This is a genomic window from Rhodopila sp. (genome assembly GCF_965277165.1).
Classification (GTDB): Bacteria; Pseudomonadota; Alphaproteobacteria; order Acetobacterales; family Acetobacteraceae; genus Rhodopila.
In genome coordinates, this window is record NZ_CBDICE010000006.1 from 2,221,042 (window position 1) to 2,241,020 (window position 19,979).

Sequence of the window (19,979 nt, forward strand, 5' to 3'; positions counted from 1 at the left end):
TGAGCGCGCATTCGATAGCCGCCGAAGTTGCGGGTGAACTCGGACGCGGGAACGGTCACCGCCATTCTGCTGATGCACTCCTCTTCCGCGCGCAGTGCGCGAGTCGCGCGAAATGCGCAAGTTGCGATTGGGCTCGGACGTTATCGTGCAATGCCTCAAACCGTATCCGCTGCCGCTCGGCCTCCTGCGCTTCCCGCTCAATATGATACGCCCCGCCGGCTCATCGTCGCGTGCCTGTCCAGCACTCCGACCAACGGCCGGGCGGGCGCAATACAGCAAAACCTAAGCGACCCGCCCCTCCACCAGTTCCGTCACCACCCCCGGATCGGCCAGCGTAGACACGTCCCCCAAACTATCGGTCTCATTCGCCGCGATCTTGCGCAGGATGCGGCGCATGATCTTGCCGCTGCGGGTCTTCGGGAGCGCCGGGGCCCACTGGATGGCGTCCGGGCTGGCGATGGCGCCGATCTGGTTGCGGACCCACAGCACGAGTTCTTTGCGCAGCCCATCCGACGGGTCGTAGCCGGCCCGCAGCGTGACATAGGCGTAGATGCCCTGGCCCTTGATATCGTGCGGGAACCCGACCACCGCCGCCTCCGCCACTTTCGGATGCGCCACCAGCGCGCTTTCCACCTCGGCGGTGCCCATGCGGTGGCCGGAGACATTGATCACGTCGTCCACCCGCCCAGTGATCCACCAGTAGCCGTCGGCATCCCGCCGAGCACCGTCACCGGTGAAATACTTGCCCTTGAAGGTGGAGAAGTAGGTCTGCACGAAGCGCTCATGATCGCCGAACACGGTACGCATCTGCCCGGGCCAACTGTCGGTCAGGCACAGATTGCCCTCGGCGGCGCCGGTCAGTTCCTGTCCCTCGGCGTCCACCAGCATTGGCTGCACGCCGGGCAGCGGCAATGTCGCGCTGCCGGGCTTCAACGCGGTCGCACCGGGCAGCGGGCTGATCAGGATGCCGCCGGTTTCGGTCTGCCACCAGGTATCGACCACCGGGCAGCGTTCGTCACCCACCAAGCGGTAATACCACATCCAGGCCTCCGGATTGATCGGTTCGCCGACGGTGCCCAGAATGCGCAGGCTGGTTCGCGCATGCTGCTTCACCGGTGCGTCGCCCTCACGCATCAGGGCGCGGATCGCGGTGGGGGCGGTGTAGAAGATGTTGACCTTGTGCTTGTCCACCACCTGCCAGAACCGGCCGGCATCGGGGTAGTTCGGCACGCCCTCGAACATCAGCGTGGTGGCGCCGTTGGCCAGCGGGCCGTAGACGATGTAGGTGTGGCCGGTCACCCAGCCGACATCTGCGGTACACCAGTAGATTTCGCCGGGTTTGTAGTCGAACACCAGCTGGTGGGTGAAGCTGGCCCAGACCATGTAGCCGCCGGTGGTGTGCAGCACCCCCTTCGGCTTGCCGGTGCTGCCCGAGGTATAGAGGATGAACAGCGGGTCCTCGGCGCCCATCTCGGCCGGCGGACAATCCGGTGAGGCGGCGGCCAGAACGGTGGCGTAGTCGTGGTCGCGGCCGCGCTGCATCTGAACGTCGGCCCCGGTCACCTTCACCACCAGCACGGTCTTCACGTCGGGGCACTGGTTCAGCGCCTCGTCCACATTCGTCTTCAACGCCACCCGCCGGCCGCCGCGGCGGCCCTCGTCGGCGGTGATCAGCACCTCGGAGCGGCAGTCCAGAATGCGGTTGGAAAGGCTGTCGGGGGAGAAGCCGCCGAACACCACCGAATGGATGGCGCCGATGCGCGCGCAGGCCAGCATCGCCACCGCCGCCTCGATCACCATCGGCATGTAGATCGTCACCCTTGCGCCTCGCTCGACGCCCAGCGTCTTCAGAGCATTGGCGCAGCGGCACACCTGCTCGTGCAATTCGCGGTAGGTGATGGCTTTCTGCGTGTTCGGATCGTCGCCTTCCCAGATGATCGCCACCTGGTCGCCGCGTGTCGCCAGATGCGCATCCAGGCACGCGGCCGAGGCGTTCAGCGTGCCGTCCTCATACCAACGGATCGAGACGTCGCCGCCGGACTCGTCGCCGAAGCTGGTGTTCTTGATCTTTCTTGGCGGTTTCACCCAGGCGATGCGCTTCGCCTGCTCGGCCCAGAACGCGTCTGGAGATTTCGACGCGCGATCGTACATCTCCTGGAACTTCGCGGCGTTGACGTGGGCGCGGGCGGCGATCTCTGGCTTGACCTCGATTGTCTGGTCGGCGGACATAGCGGCGCTCTCCCTTGCTGCCAATTGCGCCGCAGCCTAGGTCAGCCCTCGGCGGCGCGAAAGCCGCCGGCGCGGCAATCGTGCAAAATTGGCATTCCGGGCCCGCCACCAGAGCCCGTTCCAGGCCGGCTGATTTTCGCCCTAATTGCGCGTTTAACCCCCGAATTTCGGTGTCTTCGGGAATCCGTTCGGCGGCAGCCGCCCGGAGGTGCCACGCTCGGCCAGCCAGGACCGCAGATCGGTCTCGGTTCGCAGCCGATCTCCCAGCCTCCAGGTCAGCCCATCGGCCAGACTGAACACCTTGGCATCCGCCAGCCCGCCATCCTTGTAGCGCTGCAGAATGACCCCCGATCCACGCGCCATTTCCGGCACTTGTTCCAGCGGAAACACCAACAGGCGGCGGTTCTCGCCGATGATCGCAACGTGATCGCCCTCGGCCGGCACGCAGAGCGCCGCTTCCTCCTTCGGCTTCAGGTTCAGCACCTGCTTGCCGGTGCGTTTCTCCGCCACCAGTTCGGCCGCCGGCACGATGAAGCCGCGCCCAGTGTTGGACGCGATCAGGTATTTCGATCCCTCGGCGGCGACGAACAGCGCGGTGATGTCATCCTCGTTGGTCAGTTCCGCCAATAGCCGCACCGGCTGCCCGTCGCCGCGGCCGCGCGGCAGGTCGGCGGCCTTCAAGGTGAACGCCCGGCCGTTGGTCGCCAGCAGGGTGAGCCGGTCGGTGGTTTGGCAGGCCAGCAGCAGGCGCAGCTTGTCGCCCTCCTTGAACTTCAGCTCAGCCGGATCGGCCACCGCCCCCTTGATCGCGCGGAGCCAGCCTTTGTCCGACAGGATCACGGTGATCGCCTCGCGTTCCACGAACGCATCGGTGTTGAACTCCACCGCCGCCGGCGCGGTGCCAAGCTCGGTGCGCCGGTCGCCCAGCGGCCCGGCCCCAAACCGCTTGCGGATATCCTCGAGCTCCTCGCCGATCCGCACCCAGCGCAGCTTGTCGCTGTCCAGCAAGGTGCGCAGGTCCTTCAGTTCCCTGGAGAGGTTCTTGTGTTCCTTGCGGATCTCCATCTCCTCCAGCTTGCGCAGGCTGCGCAGGCGCATGTTCAGGATCGCCTCGGCCTGCACATCGGACAGGCTGAACCGCTCGATCAGCCGCGGCTTTGGCTGTTCCTCCTCACGGATGATGCGGATCACCTCGTCCAGGTTGAGGTAGACCAGCAGGTAGCCGTCGAGCACCTCAAGCCGGCGCTCGATCGCGGCCAGCCGGTGGTTCGAGCGGCGCACCAGCACCTCGTGCCGGTGATCCAGCCAGCAGCGCAATACCTCCGGCAGCGGCATCACCCGCGGCGTGCGGGTGGCATCCAGCACGTTCATGTTGAGCGGGAACCGGGTCTCCAGCGCGGTCGCGCGGAATACCGTCTGCATCAGCACCTCGGGCTCGACGCCTCGAGTCTTGGGTTCCAGCACCAGGCGGATGGTGTCGCTGCTTTCATCGCGGATGTCGCCCAGCAGCGGCAGCTTCTTGTCCTCCATCAACTGCGCGACTTGCTCGATCAGCCTGGATTTCTGCACCTGGTACGGGATCTCGGTGACGACGATCGTCCAGGTGCCGTGCTTGGCCTTCTCGACCTCCCATTTCGCGCGCAGACGAAATCCGCCGCGGCCGGTCTCGTAGGCCGCCGTGATCGCCACAGGGTCTTCCACCAGCACGCCGCCGGTGGGAAAATCCGGGCCCGGCATATGGGCCAGCAGCTCGGCCGTGGTGGCCGCCGGGTGCTGGATCAGGTGGATGGCCGCGGCACAGATTTCGCCCGCGTTGTGCGGCGGGATCGAGGTCGCCATCCCCACCGCGATGCCGGCCGCGCCATTCGCCAGCAGGTTCGGGAAGGCGCCCGGCAGAACGATCGGTTCGGCTTCCTCGCCGTCGTAGGTCGGGCGGAAATCCACCGCGTCCTCGTCGATCCCGGCCAGCATCGCCTGCGCCACCAGGGTCAGCCGCGCCTCGGTGTAGCGCATCGCCGCCGGGTTATCGCCGTCGATATTGCCGAAATTGCCCTGGCCCTCGACCAGCGGGTAGCGCGCGGCGAACTCTTGGGCCATGCGCACCATGGCGTCGTAAATCGAGGCATCGCCGTGCGGGTGGTATTTACCCATTACGTCGCCGACCACGCGGGCGCATTTCTTGAAGCCGGCGGTGGGGTCCAGCCGCAACTGGTGCATCGCGTAGATCAGCCGCCGGTGCACCGGCTTCAGCCCGTCGCGCACATCGGGCAGCGAGCGCGACATGATGGTCGATAGCGCGTAGGCCAGGTAGCGCTCCGACAGCGCGTCCTTAAGGTGGGTTTCCTGGATCAGGCCTGTCAGATCATCCGGCATGGTTCGAAGCGTCGTCCTTCTGCTGGTCCGCCATCTGGGCGACCCGGTCGTACAGCATTCGCCGAGCCTGAGGCAGCGGGCGATGCTGGTGGCCGAATGCATCGCGCGCCAGGAAATGCCCGGTCAAGCGCAAACCGTTGCGCCAGTCGCCAGCATCGGCCGGCGCATCTTCCGCCGCGTCCGCACGCAGGAAGCCGGGCAGAGGCAACAGGCGATCCGCCCAGTCCCCTGCCCCGTCGCGAGTCACCGCCCGCCCGGTCTTTGGCGAGACATAGGCCAGCCCCTCGGTCCGTCCAGTCACCGCGCAGGCCGACAGATCGAGGCCGTAGCCGAGGTCGGACAGCACGACGGTTTCCCACCGCACCAGTTCGGCCAGTTCGGCCGCACCCAGCGGCAGGCGTGGGATCAATCCCAGCATCCCGGCGAAGATTCGCGGCAACGGCTCGCGTTCCGGCAGCGCGCCCTCGGCGACGGCACAGACCGAGCTGAGCATCGCCAGCGGCATCGCCTCGGCCATTGCCTGCGCCGCGCCGGCATGGATCAGTTCGCCGGTGAAGCTGCCAAGCTGGTCCGACAGCCGGGCGGTCCATTGCACCTGCACCATGTTTCCGGGCTGCCAGGTGGCGGCTTTGCCGCGCGAGGCGCCGCCGCGCGCCAGGCCGCGATGCAAACCGAACGCCTCGGTGATGACCGTGGCGATCGCGTCGCCCTCACCGTACGGCCTGGTTGCCAGGATGATCGCCGGCGCGTCCCATTCCATGGCGGCGGTTTACCCCGGATGCGGGCCGCGCGCCATGCCGTGCGGTTCGGCCCCTGGTCAGTCGGCGACGAGAAGCCGGTTCACCTCGGGCAGCGAGGGGCACTGATCGCGATCCAGCAGCGTGGCATAGGCCTCATGTTCCCATTCGCCGTCGGCCGGAGCCAGCGGGTCGGTGGGCTCCACACGATGTTCCAGTACCAGGCGGCTGACCAGCAATTTCCTGGCGTCGCCGTGGTCGTGCGCACCCTCCCATGCGAGCACAATCGCGCTGGCGGCGTTATACAGGCCGCTCGCCGCCTGGCGGGCCATGTGTTCGCGCGCCGGATCGCTGGCGACATGGACGATGAAGCGAAAACTCTTGTCCAGCGCGGCGGCGAGACGTTGGCGAAACGCGCCGGGCAGGTCGGACTCGGCAAGCTTGGCGTGCAGCACCGCGAACAGGATGTCGTGCGCCTTGGCCTTGGACACCGCGCGGCGCACGACATCGATCGCATTGATGTTGCTGGTGCCTTCCCACAGCACGCCGATGTGGGAATCACGGACCATCTTGGCGTTGACCCACTCCTCGATGTAGCCGTTGCCGCCGCGCGTCTCCATCGCCGCTCGGGTGGCCGAGATCGCGTCGCGGCAGGCGCGGAATTTCACCAGCGGGGTCAGGATGCGGATCACCTGGGACGCCTCATTGGACCCGGCGCGGGCGCGGTCCATGTAGCCGGCGGCCAGCATCGACAATGACAGGGCCTGTTCGGCCGGCACCATGATCTTCATCACCTGACGGCGCAGCAGCGGATGTCGGATCAGCCGATCACCGAAGGCGTCGCGGTTGCGGGCGACCTGAAGCGATTCGTGCAGGCAGCGGCGCATCATGCCGGCCGCGCGCACCCCGTGCGACAGGCGCGACATGTTGACCTGCTGCATCATCTGCTTCAGGCCCTGGCCGGCGTCGCCGACCAAATAGGCTTCGGCGCCCTCCAGCACGAGCTCGCCGGTCGCCAGGGATTTTGTGCCCATCTTGTCCTTGATCCGGACGATGCGATACCTGTTGCGCGACCCGTCCGGCAGGGTGCGCGGCAGCGCGAACAGGGCGATCCCGGCGGTGCCGCCAGGGGCACAATCGGGCCTGGCCAGGATCAGCGCGACATCGGCGTCGGTGTGGGAGGCGAACCACTTGTCGCCGTATAGGCGCCAGATGCCGTTTTCCAGCCTCGCGGTGGTCTCCAGCGAGCCGACGTCGGACCCGCCGGCGCGTTCGGTCATGAACTGCGTGCCCTTCCACAGCGTCGACAGGTCGGTCGAGAGCATCTTGGGCAACAGGTAGTTCTTCAGTTCCTCGCTGGCCGAGGCGCGCAACACGTGGATCGTTGCATCGGTAATACTCAGCGGGCACATCATGCCGAATTCGGATTGAGAAAACAGATATTGGAACACATACTTGGCTGCCTGCGGCGCGGGGCGATCCAGGCCGAAGTGGCCGGAGGCGTGGCACATGGCGTGCAGCTTGAAGTCCTCGAAGCCGATCTTCTCCATCTCGCGATAGGCCGGATGATAGACGATGCTGTCGAGGTCCCGGCCGAACCGGTCGCGATGCTGCAGCGTCGGCGGATTGCGATCGACAATGCGGGCCAAGGTATCGAGGCGGCCGCCCGCCACCTGGCCGAGCTGGCTGAAATAGGTCTCGAAGTGGCGGTATGTCGCGGCCTCCATGTTGAGGCGCAGCGAGGCGTGCAGGCTGGCGTCGATGTCGTAAAAATTCATTCCGGCACAGTCGGGCGCGATGTGACCGACGGCACGACTCGGCGGAAGCGCGGGCGGCGGCGCTGCTGGCGGTGTTTCGTCCGTGTTCCGGCCGTCAAGCAGTTCCGCGGTCGAGGACATTGAAAATTTCCTTTAACGGATTTTGATATGGGGCCAAAATATCGGCCGGTGTCGGGAGCGTCAACGAACGCGGCAACCGCCGCGTCCGCGCCGTCGCCATCCGCTACGTGCGAGGCTTCCCGTTTCTTGCTACATTTCTTCCAAGTAATTACTTATGCCATACTGCTTTCTGGGTGCCGATGTCTGCTGGTTGCGGGGAGTCGGACCAAGACGGACCACTCTCGCCCTCACGCCTTGCCCGGATCGTCCAGGCCGATCGCGCGCAGCCGAGCGCCCTCCTCGTCCCAACCCTTGCGTTCCTTGACGTTGAGGAACAGATGCACCGGACGGTCCAGCAGCGAGCCCAGATCCTGCCGGGCGCGTGCTCCGATGGCTTTGATCTTGCTGCCTTTTTCACCGATCAGGATCGCCTTGTGGCCGGGCCGCGAGACATAGACGGTGACCTCGATACGCACTGAGCCGTCCTTGCGGTCCTTGAACGACTCGGTCTCGACCGTGGCGCCATACGGCACCTCTTCGTGGGTCTGCATGAAGATCTGCTCACGCACGGTCTCGGCCGCCAGCAGCCGGTCAGGCAGGTCGGTCAGGTCGTCTTCGGGGAACAGCCACGGCCCTTCCGGCACCACCGCGGCCAGCGCGTCGGCCAGAAGCCGAACGCCGTCGCCGGTCTGGGCGCTGACCATGAAGCTTTCCTCGAAGCCGGCCAGGGCACCGAGCGAGGCGGTCAACGGCAGCAACGCGGGCGGCGGGACAAGGTCGGTCTTGTTCAGCACCAGCCAGCAGCGTCTTCCCGAAGCGCCCAGCCGTTCGGTGATTTCGCGCACGTCTTCGCGCAAGCCGGAGCGGGCGTCCACCAGCAGCATGGTGACGTCGGCGTCGGCGGCTCCGGTCCAGGCCGCCGCCACCATCGCTCGGTCCAGCTTGCGTTTCGGGCGGAAGATGCCGGGCGTATCGACCAGCAACACCTGTGATTCGGCGCGCATCAGGATGCCGAGAACGCGGAATCGCGTGGTCTGTGCCTTCGGCGACACGATCGACAGTTTGGCGCCGGTCAGGCGGTTCATCAGAGTGGATTTGCCGGCATTCGGCGCGCCGACGATGGCGACGTAGCCACATCTTTGCGGCGGCGGCGCGGTCATGCGAGTAGCCCAAGCGGCGGCGGCGTCACGCCCGGCGTTGTCCACGGCGTAGTCACGCCCGGCCTCGTCGCGGCACCAGGACGATCGCAGCAAGCCTCGCGGCCGCGATCACGCCACGCCTCGCCAGTGGCGTCCCTCATGCCGCCAAGCGGACCAGCAGCGCGTCGGCGGCGAGTTGTTCGGCCGCGCGCTTGCTGCCGGCGGTGCCGTTGGCCGCTGTCTCGCCCACGCTGACAGTGACGGTGAAGGCCGGCGCGTGCGGTGGCCCGGAACGGGCGGTGATTTGGTAGACCGGCAGATCCTTGCCGCGTTTCTGCGCCCATTCCTGCAGCGCCGTCTTGGCATCCTTGGGCGGATCGGCCTGGTCAACCATCGCATGGTGCCAGGCTCGGCGCACGAAGTCGCGGGCCGCGTCCAAGCCGCCATCCAGGTAGAGCGCGCCCAGCGCGGCCTCCAGCGCGTCGGCCAGAACCGTCGCCCGCTTGGCGACGCCGGCCTTGGCCTCTCCTGGCGAGACCGACAGCACCGCGGCCAGACCCACCGTCTCGGCCACCGCCGCCAGCACCGGTTGTGACACCAGATAGGCCAGCCGCCGGCCCAGGTCGCCTTCCTGTTCACGCGGGAAGCGTTCGGCGAGCCATTCTGCGATGGTCAGCCCCAGCACGCGGTCACCGATGAATTCCAGGCGCTCGTTGGATGCATGAGCTCCCCCGCCCCGGCCGCTGCCGTGGGCGGCCGAACGATGGGTCAAAGCCTCGCGCAGCAGGTCCGGACGCTTGAATTCGTGGCCGAGCGTCGAGGCGAAGGAATGGCTCATTCAATGAATGGGTTTGAGCAGGCGGCTCCAGCGGATTTCAGCCGGCCATTCCCAGAATTCCCACCAGGGATATTCGGCATCGATCGAGAAGAACAGGATTTCCGCCTTCCCCACCAGGTTCTCGGTCGGCACGAAGCCGACGCCGTCCATGAAGCGGCTGTCGGCACTGTTGTCGCGGTTGTCGCCCATGGCGAACAGGTGACCCGGCGGCACGACGTATTCGGGGGTGTTGTTGACCCAGCCGTCGTCACGCTCTTTCAGGATTTCATGCTTCACCCCGTCCGGCAGGGTTTCCATGTAGAGCTTGCGCACCATTTTCACGCCGTTATCGTCGGTCGTGTAGTCGCCTTCGGGCTGGCGCGGGCAAAGCTGGCCGTTGATATAGAGCTGACCCTGCCTGACCTGGATGCGATCGCCCGGCAGCCCGACGATGCGCTTGATATAGTCGATCGAGGTGTCGTGCGGGTATTTGAACACCACCACATCGCCCCGCTTGGGCAGCGAACCGAAGATGCGGCCCGAGAACAGCGGCGGGGCGAACGGCAGCGAGTAGGTGGAATAGCCGTAGCTGTATTTCGCCACGAACAGGTAGTCCCCGACCAGCAGCGTTGGGATCATGCTGCCGGACGGGATGTTGAACGGCTCGAACGCAACGGTGCGTACGCCGATGGCGATCAGCCCGGCATAGACGATGGTCTTGATGTTCTCGACCCAGGCATTGGACTGGCGTCGAGGTTTCGCCTTGGTGGGCGCCATGTGGGCAACGGACTTTCAGTGTCGTGAGTGACGCGCAGCTTGGGTTCCACGGCGGCGTGCGCCGGAAGTCGTGGTCTGGGCCAGAAGTCGTTATATGTCGAGGTTTGCCGGCGTGCAGCGGATGCCACGGTGCACAGGCGGAAGCAACTTTGCGGATCAAGCCCACCCGGTCCTACCCTGTCAAGGAACTGTGTGAGGTGCGGCGATGGCGGAGATGATCACCTGGGCATAGGCATAGGGATATTCATCGGTCATGGTCAGATGCACCTGGGCCGTCATGCCCGGCGGAGTGATCGCCGCCAACCGGTTCGCCGACCCGCCGGTCAGTTGCAGCGTCGGCTGGCCGCTGGGCAGATTGACCACGCCGAGGTTGGAGAAGAACACCCCGCCGCGGAAGCCGGTGCCCAACGCCTTGGCCGCGGCTTCTTTGGCGGCAAATCGCTTGGCAAAGGTGGCGGCTCGGATTTTTTCCGTCCGTCGCATCGCCTTCGAACGCTCGACGTCGGTGAACACCCGCTCGAGGAAGCGCGGGCCGTGACGTTCGATGGCCTTTTCGATGCGGCGGATGTCGCAGATATCGGACCCGATGCCGAGGATCACGGCACGGACTCCGACATCGCCCAGGTGGTCATGACAAACCCGGGCGCGGCGATCCTGGCTGCGGCCAGTCCGGCAGCGGCGAACCGGATCAGGGCCGCACCTGACCGGAACCGATGACGAGATAGCGGTACGTCGTCAACTGCTCCAGCCCGACCGGTCCGCGGGCGTGGATGTGCCCGGTGGCGATGCCGATCTCGGCGCCGAAGCCGAACTCGCCGCCGTCGCAGAACTGGGTGGAGGCGTTCCACAGCGCCACCGCGCTGTTCACCCCTTGCAGAAACTGCCGCGCCGCGGCTGCATCCTCGGTCACGATCGCATCGGTATGCTCGCTGCCGTGGCGCGCGATGTGGGCCAGCGCCGCCGGCACGCCATCGACCACCGCGACCGACAGCACCGAATCCAGCCATTCGGTATCGAAGTCGCTGGCGGACGCCGGCGGCAGCCACGCAACCACGTCGCGCGCCGCGGCATCGGCTCGGAATGCGCATCCCAGGGCGCGCAGATCCTCGACCAGGACCGGCAGCAGCGACCCTGCCACCGCGCGGTCGATCAGCAGCGTCTCGGTCGCCCCGCAAACCCCGGTGCGCCGCATCTTGGCATTTGCCAGGATGCGCCTGGCCATCGCCGGGTCGGCCGCCGCGTGCACGTAGGTGTGGTTCAAGCCCTCGGCGTGGGCCAGCACCGGCACCCTGGCGTCCCGCTGCACCCGCTCGACCAGCGACTTGCCGCCGCGCGGGATGATCAAGTCCAATTGCCCGGCGGCCGCCAGCATCGCCGCCACGTAGGACCGGTCGGCGTTCGGCGCCATTTGCACGCAGGCCTCCGGCAGCTCGGATGCCGCCAGGCCCCGCCGCAGCGCCAGATTGATCGCCTGAGCGCTGCGCTCGCTGTCGGAACCGCCGCGCAGGATCACCGCGTTGCCCGATTTGACACACAGGGAAGCGGCATCGGCGGCGACGTTGGGGCGGCTTTCATAGATCATGCCGATCACCCCGATCGGCGTGGCCAGGCGCTGGATGCGCAGCCCGTTCGGCTGCGTCCAGTCGGCCAGTATCCGGTTCAGCGGGTCGGGCAACGCCGCCACCTGCTCCAGCCCGGCGGCCATCGCCTCGATCCGCGCCTCGGTCAGCGTCAGCCGATCCAGGAAGGCGGCGGTGCCGTTGTAGGCCGCGACGTCGGCCGCATTGGCGGCCAGGATCGCGCGCATGCCGTCACGCAGCGAGTCGGCCATCGCCGCCAGCGCGCGATCACGCGCCGCCGCGCTGCTTCGCGCCAGTGTGTGGCCGGCGGCGCGGGCCGCACCGGCCGCGGCGTTCAGGTGTTCGGTCGCTTCCATCGCGCCAATGTGCCCAATAAACCGTCAGCTTTCCAGTGTCCGATCCCAGGTTTGGGTTGACCAAGCCATGGTCCGGGCGCTGCCCTGAAGGACAGACTGGAGGAAATCGATGACCACGGGCTCAATCGCCGCGCGCCTCGACCGACTGCCGCCGTCGCGCTACTTCGTGCAACTCGTCGCCCTGATCGCCATCGGCGGCTGGTTCGAGTTCTACGAATTCGCCATGCCGGGCGGCATATCGCTGGGTTTGACCAAGACCATATTCACCACCAACGCCGCGGGCCTGCTGGCCTGGAACAGCTTCGCCAGCTTTCTGGCGGCGTTTTTTCTCGGCATGTTCGTCGGGGCGTTCGTGTTCAGTTGGGTGTCGGACCGGTTCGGCCGGCGCGCCACCTTCACCTGGTCGATGCTGGCCTATTCGATCGCCATTTTCCTGACCGCGTTGCAGAGTTCCGCCGTGGTCATCGACCTGCTGCGGTTCATCGCCGGTTTCGGCATCAGCGTGCAGTTGATCAACAACGACTCGTTCATCGCCGAGATCACGCCGCGGCGCTGGCGCGGCCGCTACATGGCGTTCAGCATCCTGATCGTGCTGACCTCGGGGCCGGTGGCGCTGCTGCTGTCATGGCTGCTGGTGCCGCAGCGGATCCTGGGCCTGGATGGCTGGCGCTGGGTGGTGATCGTCGGCGCGCTGGGCGGGGTGGTGGTGCTGTTCATTCGCCGCAACCTGCCGGAATCGCCGCGCTGGCTGGAAAGCCGGGGCCGCCATGCCGAGGCGGAGGCGGCGATGGCGCGCATGGAGGCAGGGGTGCGCGCGGAACTCGGCCGCGACCTGCCGGCGCCCGATCCGCACCATGTCGAACCGGTGCTGGCGCGCGGGTCATGGACCGAGATGTTTGCCCCGGCGTATCGGCGTCGCACCATCATGCTGTCGTTGTTCCAGTTCTGCCAGACGATCGCGGCGTTCGGCTTCATCACCTGGGTGCCGATCATGCTGGTGCGCCAGGGTTTTGCGATCGCCCATTCGCTGGCGTTCACCGCGACGATGACGCTGCTGGCCCCGGTCGGTGCCGCGCTCGGGCTGTTCTTCGCCGAACGGTTCGAACGCAAGTGGCAACTGGTCGGCACCGCGATCGGCATCGGCGTGTTCGGATTGCTGTTCTCGCAGGCGCGATCCAATGGGTCGATCCTGCTGTGCGGGGCTGGCGTTTCGCTGTGCACCAACTGGCTGGTGGCGATCTTCCACCCTTACGCGGCGGAGCTGTTCCCCACCCGGATGCGCGCCCAGGCGGTTGGGTTCACCTTCAGTTGGAGTCGGGTCAGCTCGATTCTGGTGGGCTACGCGGTCACCTTCCTGTTGGCGGCGTACGGCACTATGGGGGTGTTCACCATGATCGCCATCGCCATGCTGGTGATCGTGCTGGCGGTCGGCATTCTGGGGCCGACCAGCAATCGGCAAAGCCTGGAGGTGTTGTCGCGATGAGCCGGTCGCGACCTGCGTGGCGGCTGGTGCCCTTCGGTGTTGTGCCCCGATCCTTTCAGCCGGCGCCGGCGATCGCCGTGACGATGACTGGCCCGGTTTGACAGCTAGATCGCAAACGGCATGATCACGGGCACAAAAAAACTCCAGGTGATGGTTCGCCCACCGCCCGCGGAGTTCGGTCCCCGGCTGCCCGGCTGAGTAGTTTGCTACAAATTGCCAAAAAGCGAGGAAACAACAATGAACGCACCGGTCGATATTGACCCGTCCAGCCCCGCCTACAGCCTGCCGCTGGACCAGTTCGACGTCTCCGATCCCAAGCTTTACCAAGATGACGCCTGGCGCCCCTATTTTGAGCGGCTGCGGCGCGAGGACCCGATCCACTACGTGCCGGACAGTCTGTTCGGTCCGTATTGGGCGGTGTCGCGATACAAGGACATCATGCACTGCGAGGTGCATCACCAAGTGTTCTCGAACGAGATCGGCGGCATCCAGATCGAGGACCAGCCTGCCGACATGCAGCGGCCCAGCTTCATCCGGATGGACCCGCCGAAGCACGACGAGCAGCGCAAGGTGGCCAGCCCGATCGTCGCGCCGGCCAATCTGGCCAACATGGAACCGGTGATCCGCGAGCGCACCCGGCTGGTGCTGGATGCGCTGCCGCGCAACCAGACCTTCGACTGGGTGCAGGAGGTCTCGATCAAGCTGACCACGATGATGCTGGCTACGCTGTTCGACTTCCCGTTCGAGGAACGCGGCAAGCTGACCTACTGGTCCGACGTGGCGATCTGCAACGTCAACGCCCCGGAATCGCCGGTTCATTCCGAAGCGGAACGGTTCGCCGAGTTGAAGACCATGGCTGAATATATCGGCCGGCTGTTCAACCAGCGCCGCGGCCAGCCGCCGAAGTTCGACCTGCTGTCGATGCTGGCGCACGGCGCCGCGACGCGCGACATGCCGCTGAAGGAGTTCATGGGCAACCTGGCGCTGCTGATCGTCGGCGGCAACGACACCACCCGCAACTCGATGTCCGGCGGCCTGCTGGCGCTGAACCAGTTTCCCGACGAATACAGCAAGCTGCAAGCCAATCCCGGCCTGATCGACGGCATGGTGTCGGAGATCATTCGCTGGCAGACGCCGGTGATCCATATGCGCCGCACCACGTCGCGGGACACCGAACTGGACGGAAGACGGATCAAGGCCGGGGACAAGGTGGTGATGTGGTACATCTCCGGCAATCGCGATCCCGAGGCGATCGACGATCCTGACAGCTTCATCATCGACCGACCCCGCTCACGCCAGCATTTGTCGTTTGGATTCGGCATTCATCGCTGCGTCGGCAACCGGCTGGCCGAGCTGCAATTGAAGATTTTGTGGCAGGAGCTGTTGCCGAGGTTCCCAAGGATCGAGGTGGTGGGGGATGCGGAGCGGGTGTACTCGAACTTCATCCGGGGGATTCGTTCGATGCCTGTGCGGATTCCGGGCTGAGGGAGAAGCCTCGCCGATTTCGACGAGCCAGGAGGCAATTGGGGGGAAACGGCCTCGGTCGGCGCTGGCCTAGGCAGTGCCGCAATCGGCTCGGCCCTCGTGGTCGCGGCTCAAACCCCGAGATGGGTCTTCATCAACGCCGGATCGGCGCGCAGGGCGTCGGCCGTGCCGGTCCACACCACATGACCATTATTCAGCACGTACACCCGATCCGCGAAGCTCAGCGCGGCGACGACATTCTGTTCCACGATGACGATGGTCCGGCCCTGCTGTGCGAGTTCGCGGCTGACCCGCACGAGGTCGCGCACGATCAGCGGGGCCAGTCCCTCGAACGGTTCGTCCAGCAGAATGATCCGGGCATCGCGGATCAGCGCACGCGCGATCGCCAGCATCTGCTGCTCGCCGCCCGACAGCGCCCGACCGCCGGAGGCGCGCCGCTCGGCCAGGCGGGGAAACACCGCGTAGATGCGCTCCAGCGTCCAGGCCTTCGGCGCGGTCAACGCCGCGAGGCGGAGGTTTTCCTCCACCGTCAGCGCACCGAAGATCGCGCGTTCCTCGGGTACCAACTGCATCCCCATCCCAGCGATGACATAGGGCGGCAAACGCTCGATCGACTTGCCATCCAGCTTGATACCCCCGCTCGCCGGCGCCAACACCCCCATGATGGTGCGCAGGGTGGTGGTCTTTCCCGCGCCATTGCGGCCAAGCAGGGCAACCACCTCGTTCTGTTCGACGTGCAGCGACACGTCGAACAGAATGTGACTGTCGCCGTAGAAGCTGTTGATCGCCTCGACTTCAAGCAGGCTCATGGATTTCCCGCATCCCGCCCAGGTAAGCGTCCTGCACGGCCTGGTTGCGCTGCACCTCATCGGGCGTGCCCTCGGCCAGCAGATTGCCGTCGTACAGCACCGTCAGCCGTTCGGCCAACTCGAAGATCGCGTCCATATCGTGCTCGATGATCACCAGGGTGCGGTCCTTGCCGATCGAGCGGATCAGTCCGCGGGTGGCGGCGCGTTCGGTCGGGCTCATGCCGGCCAGCGGCTCATCGAGCAGTAGAACGTTCGGACCGGTCGCCAGCGCCATGCCGATTTCCAGCCGGCGTTTTTCGCCATACGCCAGCATATGAACCGGAACGTCGGACCGCTGCTGCAGGTCGACGGTGGCCAAGGCGGCGGCAACCTGGCGCTCGACGTCGGCGATGCCGTCGGCGCGGCGCATCAGGTCAAGCCGGAACGCCCCCCGCTTGCGCGCCAGAGCCGCGATGCGCAGGCTCTCTCGCGGTGTCAAGTCAGGGAACAGCGTGTTGAGCTGGTTGCTCTTGCCGATGCCAAGCTGGGCAACCCGCGACACGCCCAGGCCGGTGATACGCCGACCGTGCAGGCGGACCTCGCCCAGGGTCGGATGCACTTCATCGAGCAGCATCTTGAACAGCGTGGTCTTGCCGGCGCCATTGGGGCCGATGACGGCATGAATGGAATTCGGCCGGATCGCGAACGACACATCGTGGACCGCGCGCAGGCCGCCGTAGTGCTTCGACAGGCCGCTTGCTTCCAAGGCCGGTATCCCGGGGGTGCCGAGCACCAGCGGCGCGACCAGCGGCAGGGACATGGTTTCCGGTGCCGCGGCGGCCTGGGTCGCAGTAGCTGGCGTTGCGGCGTCCGGGGTCGGGGCGTCCGGGGTCGGGGCGGCCGGGGTCGGGGCGGCCGGGATCGGGGCGTCCGGGATCGCGGCCGGTTCGGCCGTGGCCGGGTGCGCGCGCCGGCGCCAGCGATGGCGGATCTCCCCGGCAATTCCGCGGCGGAGCGCAATCACCAGCCCGATAAAGATCAACCCCAGGATCAGCTTCCACAGCGCCCCGACGCCAGGGATCACCTGCAGATTGTCGCGCAGCCACAACCACAACGCCGCACCTAGCAGCGGCCCGATCAACGTGCCGACACCGCCGATGACGGTCTGCACCACAAGTTGGCCCGAGGTGTCGAGCGCGAACGCATCCGGTGGCATGTAGCTCTGCAGAACCCCCAGCAATCCGCCGGCCAACCCGGCATACATCGCCGCGATCACGAACGAGGCCAGCTTGTACAGCGGCACCGCATGCCCCAGCATGGCGACGCGCGGGGTGTTCTCCTTGATGGCGCGCAGCACCACGCCGAACGGTGAATCGGCGATCCGGCGGGCAAGCCAAAAGCCGATCACGAACAACACCGCCAGCACGCCGTACATCGGCAATCCTGCGTGAAGCACGATCGCCGAGGCGCCCCAGCCGATTTGCGGTACCGGCACGCCGGGCAGGCCGTTCTCTCCGCCGGTGTAGGCCGACAGCGGCGAGTTTTCCAGGAAATAGGACATCTGGCCGAACGCCAGCGTGATCATGGCGAAGTAGATGCCGATGCGCCGCACCGCCAGGCTTCCGACCATGACACCGAACAGGCCCGCGGCGAGCGTGCCGACGGCCAGCGCGAGCCACACGCTGCCCAGGATGTTGTTCACCAGCAGATAGGCGGCGACGAACCCGCCGGTGCCGAAGAACGCCGCCTGCCCGAACGAGAGCAACCCGGTCCAACCGAACAACAGATCGAAGCCGAGGCCGAGGATGCCCCAGTCAAGGATCCGCTGCGCCATGTCGAGCGATCCGCCGATATACGGCAGCACCAACGGCACGACGACCAGCACGATGCTGAGCGCGAGTTCCGGCAGCAGCGGGATGCGCCTCATCGGCTGAGCGGCTTTCGCCGGCCGTGAAACCGGCGCTTCATACCCGACCCTCGGTGCCGAACAGGCCTTGTGGATAAACCGTCAGCAACAGCGCCATGACGGCATACAGCATCACCTCGGAATAGGCCGAGTTGAAGGCGCTGGTCAGGCTGACGATCTCGCCGGCAATCAGGCCGCCCACGACCGCGCCGGGAAATGACCCGAGGCCGCCGATGACGATCACCACGAAGGATTCCACCAGGAAACTGTCCCCCATGTCCGGCGTGACCGCGATGATCGGCGCGTAGATCATGCCGGCGAGGCCCGCGGCGGTGACCCCGGCGGCGAACACCAGCAGGAAGGCGCGCCGCACGTTGATGCCCAGGATGCCGACCATGCCGGGGTTGTCGATCCCCGCGCGCACCACGAGGCCGATGGACGTGCGATACAGCACCAGCCACATCAGCACCAGGGTCACCGCGATGATGCCAATGACCTCGAGCCGGAAGGTCGGGTAGATCAGGAACCCGAGTTGGGTGACGCCTTCGCCCCAGGCTGGCACCGGCACGTGCTGGCTGTTGCCGCCGAACACCGCCCGCACCGCCTCGACCAGGACGATACCGACGCCGAATGTCACCAGGATCTGGTCCTCCGGCGGACGCTGGTAGAACAGGCGCACGATCAGCATCTCCATCACCACGCCGACCACGAACATGAGCAGGCAACCAGCCGCCAGTGCGAGGATGAAGGAGCCGGTGGCCTGCAAGACCACGAAGATCGCGTAGGCGCCCAGCATGAACAGCGCCCCGTGGGCGAAATTCAGCACTCCCAGGGCGCCCAGGATGATGGTCAGCCCGCTGCTGACCAATGCCAGCAGCGAACCAAGCGCCAGGCCGTTGAACGCCTGGGAGAGCAGCAGCGCCGCGCTGGGCATAGGAGACTGCCGGCGTCAGCTGTATGGGCCGAGATGGCAGCCGAACGCGTCAGGCGCACTCATGACCTGCTCCCCGGGGACGACCTCGACCACCTCGTAGAAGTCATCAGGGTTCTGCATGGCGGACGGCGCCTTGCCCCTCACCACCGGCACCGGGCGAACCAACTGGTGGTCCTCGGCTCGGTAATAGACCTTGCCCAGGGTGGTTTCGTACGGATCGGCCTTCGATGCCTCCAGCGCCTTGATCACCTCGACCGGCGAGAAGGTCTTGGCCCGCTGCACCGACACGGCCCAGATCATCGTCTGCATGTAGGCGATATGCGCACCCCAGCGCGGATGGTATTTGTGCGCTTGCACGAAAGCTCGCACGAAGTCCTTGGCAAGTGGATAGTGATCTTCCAGCGTCCACCAGAAGTCGAACGTGCCGTAGACCCCCTGCATCAGCTCGGCCCCGACCTCCTTCGCCTGGAACGAGGAAATATTGGGCACCACCAGTTTCATTTTCTGCAGCACGCCGAACTGCTTCGCCTGCTTGGTCGAGGCCACCGCATCAGCGCCAAATGCCACGTTGACAAAGACCTGCGCACCGCTGTTGGCGATATTGAGCAATGCGGAGCTGTAGTCATTGGTACCCAGCGGAACCAGCTGCTGCGTTGCAACCGACCAGCCGTGCTGTTTGGCGAACGTGGAGAACGAATCGAAGACCGAGTGACCGTAAGTGTAATCCGGCACCAGGTAAGCCGCTTTCAGATCCTTGCCCAGGGCTTTGGCCACCACCGGGGCCAACGCCTTGCAGGCCATGTAGGCGGATGGCTGAGAGCGGAACCCGTAGCGCTGACAGTCTTTTCCGGTGGTATCGTTTGATCCCGATGCCCCGACCATGTTCAACACCTTGTCGCGTTGCGCCAATTCCTCCAGCGCGACCGCGGTGGCGCTGCTGACGCTGCCGGTGATCATGATCGCCTTGTCGTTCTGAATGAAACCGGTCTGCGCCTGCACCGCGACGTTCGGCTTGGTCTGCGAGTCCGCGATCTTGTAGCGCAGGGTCTTGCCGAGCACGCCCTTGCCTTGGAGACCCCATTTTCGGGTGATCGGGCCGCCGGCGTTGATCTCTGAAATCGCCAGTTCGTAGCCAAGCTGTTCGTCTTTCCCGTCGGCGGAATAGGGGCCGGTCAGTGGCGTGGTGATACCGATCATCACGGAATCGGCGCCGACGCCCGCCGGGAAGGTTCCAACCGGCGCGTCGGCCGCGCCGGCCCTTCCCGCCAGCGCCAAACCGCCGGCGAGGCCGAGCCCGGTCCGCAGCATCCCGCGGCGCGAGACAGTCCACGCATCCGTCCACTGGTCCATCACGCTGGTCTCCCTGTTGTCGTTGCCGCTGGCCACTTGCGCCGATTGGCTTCCCCGCCGCCGGTGCGGCGGGATAACCGCAGCTATTAGTCAGCGTTGCCGCTGCTCGCAAACCATTAAACAAACTGAAAACGGCGCTTGGATAAAC

General features: G+C 66.0%; 15 protein-coding genes. 2 read left to right on the forward strand and 13 right to left on the reverse strand.

Going from position 1 to position 19,979, the window contains the following annotated elements; all coding sequences use genetic code 11:
- Nucleotides 1-282 precede the first annotated feature (282 nt).
- From acs to ACQY4Y_RS22430, 9 genes are all read right to left on the reverse strand, one after another.
- Complete coding sequence (gene acs, locus ACQY4Y_RS22390; protein ID WP_428492782.1) at nucleotides 283-2,229, reverse strand: acetate--CoA ligase; 1,947 nt, start codon at nucleotides 2,227-2,229, stop codon at nucleotides 283-285.
- 153 nt (nucleotides 2,230-2,382) lie between these two features.
- Nucleotides 2,383-4,602, reverse strand: a complete 2,220-nt coding sequence (gene parC / locus ACQY4Y_RS22395) for a DNA topoisomerase IV subunit A (protein WP_428492783.1) — start codon at nucleotides 4,600-4,602, stop codon at nucleotides 2,383-2,385.
- Entirely contained in the window at nucleotides 4,592-5,362 is a 771-nt protein-coding gene (gene recO / locus ACQY4Y_RS22400; protein ID WP_428492784.1) for a DNA repair protein RecO, read from the reverse strand. The genes parC and recO overlap by 11 nt, the downstream gene beginning before the upstream one ends.
- A 57-nt stretch (nucleotides 5,363-5,419) precedes the next feature.
- Nucleotides 5,420-7,237 (reverse strand): acyl-CoA dehydrogenase family protein, encoded by a 1,818-nt coding sequence (locus ACQY4Y_RS22405; protein WP_428492785.1) that lies wholly within the window; start codon nucleotides 7,235-7,237, stop codon nucleotides 5,420-5,422.
- A gap of 227 nt (nucleotides 7,238-7,464) precedes the next feature.
- The gene (era, locus tag ACQY4Y_RS22410; protein ID WP_428493697.1) at nucleotides 7,465-8,376 is read right to left on the reverse strand and encodes a GTPase Era; all 912 of its coding nucleotides are present in this window, start codon (nucleotides 8,374-8,376) and stop codon (nucleotides 7,465-7,467) included.
- Between the two features lie 136 nt (nucleotides 8,377-8,512).
- Nucleotides 8,513-9,193 carry a ribonuclease III gene (gene rnc / locus ACQY4Y_RS22415; RefSeq protein ID WP_428492786.1) on the reverse strand — a complete coding sequence of 227 codons (681 nt, stop codon included), beginning with the start codon at nucleotides 9,191-9,193 and terminating at the stop codon, nucleotides 8,513-8,515.
- On the reverse strand, nucleotides 9,194-9,949 hold the full coding sequence (gene lepB / locus ACQY4Y_RS22420) for a signal peptidase I (protein WP_428492787.1): 756 nt from the start codon (nucleotides 9,947-9,949) through the stop codon (nucleotides 9,194-9,196). It abuts the gene before it with no gap.
- A 180-nt stretch (nucleotides 9,950-10,129) separates the two neighbouring features.
- The gene (gene acpS / locus ACQY4Y_RS22425; protein ID WP_428492788.1) at nucleotides 10,130-10,549 is read right to left on the reverse strand and encodes a holo-ACP synthase; all 420 of its coding nucleotides are present in this window, start codon (nucleotides 10,547-10,549) and stop codon (nucleotides 10,130-10,132) included.
- A gap of 88 nt (nucleotides 10,550-10,637) precedes the next feature.
- Nucleotides 10,638-11,885, reverse strand: a complete 1,248-nt coding sequence (locus ACQY4Y_RS22430) for a glutamate-5-semialdehyde dehydrogenase (protein ID WP_428492789.1) — start codon at nucleotides 11,883-11,885, stop codon at nucleotides 10,638-10,640.
- Between the two features lie 109 nt (nucleotides 11,886-11,994).
- Between ACQY4Y_RS22430 and ACQY4Y_RS22435 the strand changes: the two genes are divergently transcribed.
- A complete protein-coding gene (locus ACQY4Y_RS22435) occupies nucleotides 11,995-13,368 on the forward strand; it encodes an MFS transporter (RefSeq protein WP_428492790.1) in 1,374 nt (457 codons plus the stop codon).
- 237 nt (nucleotides 13,369-13,605) lie between these two features.
- Nucleotides 13,606-14,853 carry a cytochrome P450 gene (locus ACQY4Y_RS22440; protein ID WP_428492791.1) on the forward strand — a complete coding sequence of 416 codons (1,248 nt, stop codon included), beginning with the start codon at nucleotides 13,606-13,608 and terminating at the stop codon, nucleotides 14,851-14,853.
- Between the two features lie 110 nt (nucleotides 14,854-14,963).
- Here the strand turns inward: ACQY4Y_RS22440 and ACQY4Y_RS22445 are convergent, their stop codons facing one another.
- The 4 genes from ACQY4Y_RS22445 to ACQY4Y_RS22460 are packed head-to-tail and all read right to left on the reverse strand — an operon-like array spanning nucleotide 14,964 to nucleotide 19,831.
- Nucleotides 14,964-15,662 carry an ABC transporter ATP-binding protein gene (locus tag ACQY4Y_RS22445; RefSeq protein ID WP_428492792.1) on the reverse strand — a complete coding sequence of 233 codons (699 nt, stop codon included), beginning with the start codon at nucleotides 15,660-15,662 and terminating at the stop codon, nucleotides 14,964-14,966.
- Nucleotides 15,649-17,568: an ATP-binding cassette domain-containing protein gene (locus tag ACQY4Y_RS22450; protein ID WP_428492793.1), complete on the reverse strand. Its 1,920-nt coding sequence runs from the start codon at nucleotides 17,566-17,568 to the stop codon at nucleotides 15,649-15,651. The genes ACQY4Y_RS22445 and ACQY4Y_RS22450 overlap by 14 nt, the downstream gene beginning before the upstream one ends.
- Nucleotides 17,569-17,605: 37 nt before the next feature.
- Nucleotides 17,606-18,481, reverse strand: a complete 876-nt coding sequence (locus tag ACQY4Y_RS22455; protein WP_428492794.1) for a branched-chain amino acid ABC transporter permease — start codon at nucleotides 18,479-18,481, stop codon at nucleotides 17,606-17,608.
- A 15-nt stretch (nucleotides 18,482-18,496) separates the two neighbouring features.
- Entirely contained in the window at nucleotides 18,497-19,831 is a 1,335-nt protein-coding gene (locus ACQY4Y_RS22460; RefSeq protein WP_428492795.1) for a substrate-binding protein, read from the reverse strand.
- Between the last annotated feature and the right edge of the window lie 148 nt (nucleotides 19,832-19,979).